The following is a 7,222-nucleotide window of genomic DNA, read 5'->3' on the forward strand; positions in this document are numbered from 1 at the left end:
GCCGTAGGGTGCGGTCGGGGCATCCTTGTCGCGGCGCACCGCGTTCAACGCGACTCGCCACGGCCCGTTGCGGTATTTGGCCAGCAGCGCCACCTGCCGCTCGCCATCAAGACCGCGCACCCAGCCATCGGCCGTGCCGAGTTCGGGCAGGAAGAGGTCCTCGCCGGCGGTGCGCTGCAGGTTGAGGCCGATGAACAAATCACTGTCCGCCGCGGCAGCACCGTAATGCATCTCGGCGCGGCGCGTGCCGTTCTCGCCCACACTGCCCTGGGCCGTCAGGCCCGGCGCGTCAGCGCCATTCAGCGTCACGACGTTGACGACGCCCAGCAGCGCATTGCTGCCGTAGATCGAGGAGCCGGGGCCGTGGACGAGCTCCACCCGCTTGACCCATTCGGCGACGATGGGCAGCTCCAGCTGCGGCAGCCCCTGGTCAAAGATGGCGTCATTGACGCGCTGGCCATCGATGGCCATCAGGAGGCGGGCGCTGTAGTCGCCCGGCCGGTTGAAGCCGCGCAGCCCCAGGGCGCTGTAGGTGCGCGAGTTGCTGAGGTAGACGCCCGGCAGGCGGGCCAGCTGGTCACCCACGGTCTGGTGGCCAAGGGCATCGGACACACCCCGCTCCAGCACGCTGACCGATGCCGGCGCGTCCATCAGGCTCTGGGCATAGCGGGACGGACCCTGCACTTCCCGTTTCAGAAGCGCTTCGAGCGCCTGGTCGTCCGAGGCATCGGCGGCGGCTGGAGCGGCTTGAGCCGCTGGAGTCAGGGCCAGCGTGGACAACCACGCCAGCGCAATTAGGCGGCTTTTCACAAGGGCGGTCGCCGGCAGACGTCGGCGGCGATGGGAAACGGTGCCGAAAGCTTAGCTTTGGCCCCGTCCGCAGTCGCTGTCACATTTCACAACAACGCCGGTTGCGAGCCGGTCCGCGACTCAATTCACGGTTTGCCGGTGTAACGGGTATGGAAACGTCGCCCCTGCGCGTCCATGGCCTGCAGCCACAGCTCCGACGTGACGCTGCCCACCGGCGTGTACGCCGTGCTCAGCGTCGCCGCCGTCTTGGGCGGCAGCGGCACGCTCGTGTCCAGCACCGTGGGCGCTCCGCCGGCGGTCGGCGTGAAGACGCGCTTGATCTCGATGAGGCGCAGGTCGGGGTTGGCAGCGGCCCAGGCGCCCCAGTTGATCACCAGGCTGCCGCTCTGCAGCGAGGCGGCGGACACCGGGCTGGCTGCAGACACGCTGTCAACACTCGGGAAGCGCGTGGCAGCCGGCTCGCCGAGCACGTCGGCGCGCAGCCAGGCGTTGCGCGTCTCGGCCACGCCGGAAATCGTGTAGCTGGCGATGAACTTGGCACCACGCACGCTGTCCGCGCTGCCGATCCAGCCGACCGCCGAACGCTGGATGGCGATGTCGCCCACGCCGCCCGTCGGGATCAGGTTGGTGGCGCCCGGCGTGGACGACACGCACAGCAGGAGCCGGTTGCAATAGCCGAAGGGAATGCTGAAGCCGCCGGGTAGCTGCACCGTGGCCGAACTGAGCAGCTGCGTTGCCGGAATGCCGGGCACGGGATCGGCCGTCTGCGCCTGGACCTCAACCTGCAGGCCGATGCCCGGGTTGGGCACCACGGCACCGCTGGCCGTGCCATCGGCATTCAGCGCCAGGAAGCCCAGCGGATACACACCGACGGCCAGCTTCTTGCCGTTGCCGATCAGGTTCCACTTGTTGGTCGTCGTGGCCGACTTGTTGTAGCTGACCGCGTCACTGAAAAGGTCGACGACTGCACCGGTGGAATCGCTGATGACGGCGCCCACCAGCACCTTGGCGCAGTTGCCGGCGGTCGGTGCATCGTCGGCGCAGCCCAGCAGCTGGAAGCGGCCAAACTGGCGGTTGCCCGTCGTATAGGTCGACAGGATGCCGGCGATGTCGGCCTTGCTGCGGCCGTTGTGCTTGTCGTAGCCGGTGACGAGGACGGAGTTCAGCAGCGTGCTGACGTCGCGCCCCTGGGCGATGAGCTGGTTCAGCGCCGCGCCGAGGTCATCCAGACCTGACAAGGTGCCGAGCAGCGTCGTCGCGCTGGTCGCGGCCTTCAACGTCGAGGTGATGGCGGTGGCTGGCGTGCCGGTGGCCTTGAGCAACTCGGTCTGGGCCGTGGGCAGCTCGACGACGACTTCGGCCGTCGGTGCGGCGAGGAATTTGTTGCCGATCTGCAGCACCGGCACGTTGAGCTTGGAGCGTGCGAGGTCGATGCGCACGCTCTCGATGAGCAGGTCGTGAGCACCCTTGTTGGCGGCAAAGGTCGAATCCGCCAGCAGGTCCAGAGCCGCGGCGTCGGTGATCTTCAGGTCGCTGACCTGGGTCTTGACCAGGGTCTTCAGGAAGGTGCCCGCAGCAGGCGCGGCGCTGGCCATCTGGCTCAGCTGGCTGGTGCTGGTCGAGGCGGCGGCGAATACCGGCGCAGGTTCGGTACCCAGGGACAACGCGACGACAGCGTTGGTCAGCGGCGTCACATGGCCGACCATGGCGGCGCTGATGGCCGGCACGGTGGAATGCAGCACCTGCATGGTGCCGGCAGCATCCATGCCTCGCGCCTGGATGAACAAAGGCGCGGCGGGGCTGGTGGTGCTCAGCGTCAGGCTGTAGCTGCCGTCGGCGCCATGGGTGGTGGCCGTGCCAACCGCCTTGCCCTGGCCATCGACGACGCTGATCTGCGCATTGACCAGAGGCGCGCCCGTGGCGGCAACGCCGCGCAACGTGGGCGGCTTGTCCAGCACAGGCGTGTCCGAACCGCCACCGCCTCCTCCGCAGGAGGCGAGCAGCAGGGTCAGGGCAAAAGCAGCAAGGCGGTACAGCATGGCGCGGGCGTGAATCTGGGCTTGGGCCAGTGTGCCGCGCCAGCCCACCGGGTGGTGGGCCGTTAAAGGGCCGAAATCAACGGTTGATCTGCACCCAGGCCAGCTCCAGCCAGTTGTCGGGCCGGTGGATGGCCGTGACATTCGCACGCGCCGCCCACGGCACCACCTGGCGGTGCAACGGGATGATGTTGACCTGCTCGCGCAGCTCGGCCAGCGCGCCGCGGATCTGCTGCTCGCGCTTTTTCGGATCGGGCTCGACGCTGGACTGCGCCGCCAGTGCGTCGGCCTTGTCGTTGCGGAAGCCACCGAAGTTGTAGTTGCCCACGCCTTTGTCGCCACGCGTGCGGTACAGCGGCGTCAGGATGCTCTCGGCATCCGTCACCGAGCCGCCCCAGCCGTACATATAGAGGCTGGTGTCGTACTTCTCCAGCTTGGGGAAGTAGATGACGCGGGGCATGGCGTTGACCTTGACCTTGATCTTCAGCTGGGCCCACATCGAGGCCAGGGCCGTGCAGATTTCCTCGTCGTTGATGTAGCGGTTGTTGGGGCAGTCCAGCGTCACCTCGAAGCCATCGGCATAGCCCGCGTCGGCCATCAGCTTCTTCGCGCCGGCCAGGTCGTGCGGCAGGCGGGCCTGCAGGGCCGGGTCGTCGAAGGAGGCGATGCCGGACGGCGTCAGCGCGCCGGTGGGCACCGACAGGCCGCTCATCAGCTTGGTCCTGAGCGCGTCGATGTCGATGGCCTGGTACAGCGCCCGGCGCACGCGCACGTCCTTGAAGGGGTTCTTGTCACCGGGGACGTTGCCGTAGAGCAGCTTGTCGCGMGWCTGGTCCATGCCGATGAAGACGAGGCGGTTCTCCGGGCCTTCGATGACCTTGACGCCAGCGGTGTTGCGCAAGCGCGCAATGTCGCGCGGCGCGGGGTCGAGCACGAAATCGACCTCGCCCGACACCAGCGCGGCCAGGCGCGTCGCGTCGGTCGCGATGGGCGTGTAGACGACCTCCTGCACATTGCCCTCGAACTTGTTCCACCAGTTSGGGTTGCGCTTGARSACSGTCTTSAYGCCKGGCTGKCGGCTGGCCAGCATGAAGGGGCCGGTGCCGTTGGTGTTCAGCGCCGTGAAGCTCTCTTCCTTGTTCTTGAAGTCCAGCGGCTTGGTGGCCTTGTGTGCCTCGCACCACTTGCGGCTCATGATCCACAGCTGGTCGATGTGCTGCAGGAAGATGGGGTTGAAGGTGGTCAGCTGGAAGTCCACCGTCAGCTCGTCGACCTTTTTGGCCGTGCCGACGGCATTGGCCCAGACGGCGATCTGCGAGGTGGGCTCCTTGGCGCGCTGTACCGAGAAGACGACGTCATCCGCCGTCAGCGGCGTGCCGTCATGGAACTTGACGCCGGGGCGCAGCTTGAAGCGCCAGGCGAGCGGCCCGGTCTGCTTCCATTCGGTGGCCAGGCCTGGCACCAGGCCCAGCTTGGCGTCGCGGTTGGTCAGCCGCTCGTAGATCTGGCCATTGACCATATTGGTCAGGCTCTCGTTCTGCGAGTCCGGGTCCATGGTCTGCGGGTCGCCCTGGCTGGCCCAGCGCAGCGTCTGCGCGGACACACCGCAGGTCCATGCCAAAAGAGCTACACCCAGCCATCGCTTCATTGCCATCTCCCAACTGCAGGGCTGGCAGTTTAGGAGGCCGTCAAAGCCCCTTCGTTACCGTTTGGCGTTCGGGTTCCAGAGCTCGTCGAGATGGGTGAAATTCCAGTCCTCGGGCGGCTCGCGGCCGGCGATGCGGTCGGTGGACGTGGCCAGGTCGATGACTTGCAACGGGATGGGCATGCTCGACTTGGTCGAGTAGAAAACCTTGACGCGCGGCGCGACCAGTGAAATGGCGTTCTGCTCGACCACAACGGCCAGGCGGCCGGACTGCAGTCGCACCAGGGTGCCGGTCGGGTAGATGCCGACGCTCTTCACGAAGGCCTGGAAGACGCTCGGGTCAAACTGGCCCTTCCACTGTGACATGCGCTGCAGTGAGCCGGCCGGGTCCCAGGCATTCTTGTAGGGCCGCGTCGAGGTGATGGCGTCGTAGACATCGCAGACCGCGCCCATGCGCGCCAGCAGGCTGATCTGGTCGCCGGCCAGCTTGTGCGGGTAGCCGCTGCCGTCCATCTTCTCGTGGTGGTGCAGGCAGACGTCCAGGGCCGAGGGCGGCACCTTGGCACCGTCCTTGAGCAGGTCGAAGCCGCGCTCGGGGTGGCCACGCATGACGTCGAATTCGGCGTCGGTCAGCGCACCGGGCTTGTTCAGCACCTCCATGGGCATCTGCATCTTGCCGACGTCGTGCAGCAGCCCGGCCAGGCCAGCTTCACGCACTTCGGCATCGGACAGCCCCATCTGCCGGCCCAGAGACACCATCAGGCCGCAGACGGCGACCGAGTGCATATAGGTGTAGGTGTCCTTGTCCTTGAGCCGCGCGAGGCTGAGGAAGGCCGACGGGTTGCGCGCCAGCGAGGACGTGACCTCGTCGACGATGGGCAGGCAGACCTCGGTGTCGATGGCCTTGCCCAGCCGCGCCTCGTTGAACAGCGCCATGACGGCCACCTTGGCCCGGCCCAGCACCTGGGTGGCGCGGTCGAGCTCGGACTCCATGCTGACGCGCGGCTGAGGGGCGGCTGTGGCGGGCGGCGTGGGCGGGGAAGCGACGGTCACGGCGGCGATTGGCGCAGGCGCAGCCACATCCCCGCCCTTGCTGACGTCGATCCAGACGGCCGACACGCCGCTGGCCTGCAGGGCGGCAAGGTCGGCGGCATCGGCCAGCACGAACTTGGTCTTCCAGAACGGATGAGAGAGCCAGGCCCCCTCCATCGCCTGGAGATACATGCCCAGCCTCACGTCGGAGGTCGAGATCTTCTTCAACATGACAGCGTCGTCTATGCGCACCAGTATCCGTGCGTGACGCAGGCAAGGCCGTGCAACGATCGTGCAGCCCTGCACGCTTTTGCCGCGGGCAACAAAAAGCCGCCTTGAAGGCGGCTCGGTCGGGCGGCGGTCGCGCCGGGTCAGCGGAACTTGCCCTGCGGCACGGTGGCCAGTTCGGTCGACAGCGTGCTGATGTAGCTGGCGATGGCCTTCAGTTCGGCGTTGCYGAACTGCTTGACCTGGCCGGCCATGACGCCGTTGCTGCGGCCCACCCCGGGGTTCTTCTCGGTCTTGTAGGACTTCAGCGCGACGGTCAGGTAGTCGGCGTGCTGGCCAGCCAGCTTGGGGTAGCTCGGGTCGATGGGCTTGCTGAAGTTGGCGCCGTGGCAGGACACGCAAGCGCCCTTGGTCAGCAGCTCGGCCACATTGGCCGGCGCGGCCGGAATGCTGTCGGCCACCGCCGGCAGCTTGGCCTGCTGCTCGTAGAAAGCGGCCACGTCGTTCATGTCCTGCTCGCTCAGCGAACCGGCAATGCCGCGCATCGTCGGGTGCTTGCGGTCGCCCTTGGCATAGGCCTGCAGGGCCGAGACGATGTACTTGGCGTTCTGGCCCGCGATCATCGGCACCTTGTGGATCTCGGGGAAGCTGGCCTGGTAGCCGACGATGCCATGGCAGCCGATACACATCGCGACCTTGGTCTCACCGGCCTTCACGTCCTGGGCCTGGGCTGCGAGGGCAGCAAAGGCGGTGGCCAGGGCGAGCGAGATCTGCAGCAGTTTTTTCATGGTCCCAAGAGGTTCGGGTTGGTGTCGTGTTCCGGAGCGGCGGCGATTATAGGAGGCCTCCTATACTGGTCCGGCCCCTCTTCAGTTCGGGTTTTGCCCCGGTTTTCCCAATGAAATTCCAAGGTTCCGACCAGTACGTCGCCACGGCCGACCTGATGCTCGCGGTCAACGCCGCGGCGACGCTGCAGCGGCCGCTGCTCATCAAGGGCGAGCCCGGCACCGGCAAGACCATGCTGGCCGAGGAAGTGGCCGGCGCTTTAGGCATGCCGCTGCTGCAGTGGCATATCAAGAGCACCACCAAGGCCCAGCAGGGCCTGTACGAGTACGACGCCGTCAGCCGGTTGCGCGACAGCCAGCTCGCCGGCATCGAGGGCAGCGAGCGCGTTCGCAACATCGAGAACTACATCGTCAAAGGCGTGCTGTGGCAGGCCTTCGAGGCCGACGAGCCGGTCGTGCTGCTCATCGACGAGATCGACAAGGCGGACATCGAGTTCCCCAACGATCTGTTGCGCGAAATCGACCGCATGGAGTTCTATGTCTATGAGACGCGCCAGCTGATCAAGGCCAAGCACCGGCCGCTGGTCTTCATCACGTCCAACAACGAGAAGGAACTGCCCGACGCCTTCCTGCGCCGCTGCTTCTTCCACTACATCAAGTTCCCCGACGCCGAGACGATGAAGAAG

6 protein-coding genes are annotated in these 7,222 nt (G+C 66.6%); 1 reads left to right on the top strand and 5 read right to left on the bottom strand.

The genetic code is table 11. The features are described from left to right. The 5 genes from ACXJKR_RS19505 to ACXJKR_RS19525 form a co-directional block, all read right to left on the bottom strand. The coding region (locus tag ACXJKR_RS19505; protein WP_457324223.1) for a TonB-dependent receptor at positions 1-810 on the bottom strand (810 nt) is incomplete at its 3' end. Between the two features lie 125 nt (positions 811-935). Then, positions 936-2,849, bottom strand: a complete 1,914-nt coding sequence (locus ACXJKR_RS19510; RefSeq protein WP_457324224.1) for a hypothetical protein — start codon at positions 2,847-2,849, stop codon at positions 936-938. A gap of 76 nt (positions 2,850-2,925) precedes the next feature. Then, complete coding sequence (locus ACXJKR_RS19515) at positions 2,926-4,494, bottom strand: ABC transporter substrate-binding protein (RefSeq protein ID WP_457324225.1); 1,569 nt, start codon at positions 4,492-4,494, stop codon at positions 2,926-2,928. 54 nt (positions 4,495-4,548) lie between these two features. Continuing rightward, complete coding sequence (locus tag ACXJKR_RS19520) at positions 4,549-5,754, bottom strand: HD-GYP domain-containing protein (RefSeq protein WP_457324226.1); 1,206 nt, start codon at positions 5,752-5,754, stop codon at positions 4,549-4,551. Between the two features lie 140 nt (positions 5,755-5,894). Beyond that, a complete protein-coding gene (locus ACXJKR_RS19525) occupies positions 5,895-6,539 on the bottom strand; it encodes a c-type cytochrome (RefSeq protein WP_457324227.1) in 645 nt (214 codons plus the stop codon). A 110-nt stretch (positions 6,540-6,649) separates the two neighbouring features. Between ACXJKR_RS19525 and ACXJKR_RS19530 the strand changes: the two genes are divergently transcribed. After that, positions 6,650-7,222, top strand: a 573-nt coding sequence (locus ACXJKR_RS19530; protein ID WP_457324228.1) for an AAA family ATPase, incomplete at its 3' end; no start/stop codon positions are given.

Source organism: Roseateles sp. P5_E11, from assembly GCF_054049355.1.